Annotated in this window: 2 protein-coding genes; both read right to left on the bottom strand. The window is 69.3% G+C overall.

Translation table 11 applies throughout. The features are described from left to right. Nucleotides 1-943 (bottom strand): Mur ligase family protein (locus ACFWF3_RS30525; protein WP_379317148.1); only part of this gene is annotated, 943 nt, incomplete at its 3' end. A gap of 170 nt (nt 944-1113) precedes the next feature. Then, nucleotides 1114-2958: peptidoglycan D,D-transpeptidase FtsI family protein (locus ACFWF3_RS30530; RefSeq protein ID WP_379317150.1), on the bottom strand; the 1845-nt coding region annotated here is incomplete at its 5' end.

The raw sequence follows: 2958 nt of genomic DNA on the forward strand, positions 1-2958 counted from the left end.
GGCGCAGGCGCACCGTCCGTTCGCCGTCGGGTCCGGCGGCGGTGAATTCCTGCTCGCCGCCGGTGGTCTTGATGTCGCCGCTGACCTGCCAGGTCGCCGCGCCGGTGGTCGACACGGTGACCGGTTCGACCAGATCACCGGCCAGGCGGGTGCCCCATTCGTCGTCGACGCAGATCACCGCGGTGCGCGCGGCAACCGGCGAATCCGCGTCGAACAGCCGACGTTTCGCGGCGAAGTAGTCCTCGAAGTCCTTGTGAAAGTCGAGATGGTCCTGCGAGAGGTTGGTGAACGCGCCGACCGCGAACCGCACGCCGTCGACCCGGCCCAGCGCGAGCGCGTGGCTCGACACCTCCATCACGACCGCGTCGACACCCTGCTCGACCATCGCGGCGAACATCGCGTGCAGCTGCGGCGCCTCGGGTGTGGTGAGCGCACTCGGCACCCGCTGCCCGCCGATCCGCGTTTCGATGGTGCCGATCAGCCCGGTGGACAGTCCGGCCGCAGCCAGACCGGCTTCCACCAGATACGAGGTGGTGGTCTTACCCGAGGTGCCGGTGATGCCGACGATACGCAGCCGATCGCTGGGGTGGCCGTAGATCTCGGCGGAGAGCTCGCCGAGTACCGCGCGGGGCTGCTCGCGCACCAGCACGGGCACCGCGACGTCACCGATCAGCTCGGCGCCCGCGGCATCGGTGAACACGGCGACCGCGCCGTTCGCGATCGCGTCGGCGGCGAATCGGGCGCCGTGCGAGTTCGCGCCGGGCAGCGCGGCGAACAGGTCTCCGGCGCGCACCGCGTTGGATCGTTGCTCGATGCCGGTGACCGTCACCTCGGCGGACACCGGGGCAACCGACGTGGCCCCGGTGAGGTCCGCCACGGCCTGCAGCGACGTCGACAGCGGAGTGGTTGGCCGGAGCGCGTGCGGGCTGGACTGCGCGGGCACAAGGCTCCTCTCTGAGAGTGATCGAGCGCGTGGGCGAGACGAGCAGTCAGGTTACCGACGCGCGGTGTCGGTCGGACAACGCGGGTTGAGTTAATTGGTGTTCTCGGCCCGCCCGCCTCCGGACTGAGTGGACGGTGCGACGAAGGGGCCGAGAACTACGGCACCAGCCGTTATGACACCGCCTCCAGCACCAGTCGCTTGGCCTCCGGAGAGGGCGGCACCCGGTCGCGCTGCAACGCCCAGGAGGCGATGCTGTGGAACAGCGGTGCGGCCGAGCCTCCCCCGGTGCCGTCGGAGCTGCGCACGGGCGCGTCGAGCATCATGCCGATCACGTAGCGGGGGTTGTCGGCGGGCGCCATCCCGGCGAACGTGCTGTAGAACGACGAAGTCGAATAGCAGCGGCACGCGGGGTCGACCTTCTGCGCGGTGCCGGTCTTGCCCGCCACCTGGTACCCCTCGATCGAGGCGGGTGCGCCGGTGCCCATCTGAACACCCATCGGGTCCTTCTGCACGGTCGCCTGGAACAGCTCACGCAGGGTGTGCGCGGTCTGCGGGCTGACCACACGCACGCCGTCGGGCTGCAACTCCTCGGTGCGGGTGCCGTCGGGGGCGACCTTGGCCTTGACGATGCGCGGCGGGATCCGCAGGCCGTCGTTGGCGATGGCCTGGTACATGGCCGTCATCTGCAGGGTCGTCATCGAGAGTCCCTGACCGATGGGCAGATTCGCGAAGGAACCGCCGGACCACTGGTCGCGGGCGGGTACCTGGCCGCCGCTCTCGCCGGGCAGGCCGACGCCGGTGCGCTGGCCGAGCCCGAAGCGGGTGACCATGTCGGCGAAGCGGTCCTCGCCCACGCGCTGGGCGAGCATGAGAGTGCCGACGTTGGAGGACTTTCCGAAGATGCCGGTGGTCGTATAGGGCGCGACATCGTGCTGCCACGCGTCGTTCACCGTGACGCCCGACATCCGGATCGAGCCCGGCACCTGCAGTACTTCGTCGGGGGTGGTCACGCCGTATTCGATGGCGGCCGCCGCGGTGATGATCTTGTTCACCGAGCCGGGTTCGAAGGGTTCGGAGACCGAAGGGTTGCCCATCTTGCCCGAGGCCCAATGGTTCGGGCCCAGTGCGGGATTGAAGGTACCGTCGTTGGCCATCGCGAGCACCTGGCCGGTCTTGGCGTCGAGCACCACCGCCGAGGCGGAGGACGCGCCGGAGACCTGTTTGGCCTGCTGCACCTGCTGCTGCACGTAGTACTGCAGGTCCGCGTCCAGGGTCAGCTCGACGCCGTAGCCGTTCACCGCCGGCTGCAGATCCCGGTAGCTGCCGGGGATCACCGCGCCGTCGGAACCCTGGTCGTAGGTGCGCGAACCGTCGGTACCCGAGAGCACCGAATCCAGTGCCGATTCCAGACCCATCTGACCGTGCCGGTCGCCGCCGATCGCGCCGACGACATTGGACGCCAGCGAACCACCCGGGTACTCGCGCAGGTCCTGCCGTTCGGCGCCGACCTCCGGGAACTTGGCGGTGATCTCGGCAGCCACGCGCGGATCGACGTTCTTGGCCAGATAATGGAACTTCTTGTCGCTCTTGAGTTTGTCGAGCAGTTCCTGCTCGGTGGGCGCCCCGAGCTTGTCGTGGATGAACTTCGCGATGTCCTCGAGCCGCTGTTCGGGGTCCGGCGCACTGGGCTTCAGCTTCTTGGCTTCGACCATTTTCTCACGCTCGGTCACCGGCTGGAAAGTCAGAGCTTTCACGGTGAGGGTGAAGGCGAGCTGGTTGCCGTGCCGGTCGGTGATGGGGCCGCGCACGGCCGCCTCGGTGGCCTTGATGGTGCGCTGCGAGGCCGCCTGCGCCGACAGCGCGGGAGCGGCGAGACTCTGAATGTAGAGCAGCTGCAACGCGACCACGGCCAACGAGGCCAGCAGGGTGACCCGGCCGACGCCGAGGCGCAGGCGGATCGGCCGGTCCGGCGAGAGCGAGCCTGCGCGGCGGGCCCTCGACGAGACCGGCCCGCG

Origin of the sequence: Nocardia sp. NPDC060220, from assembly GCF_042727815.1 — a bacterium.
Taxonomy (GTDB): Bacteria; Actinomycetota; Actinomycetes; order Mycobacteriales; family Mycobacteriaceae; genus Nocardia.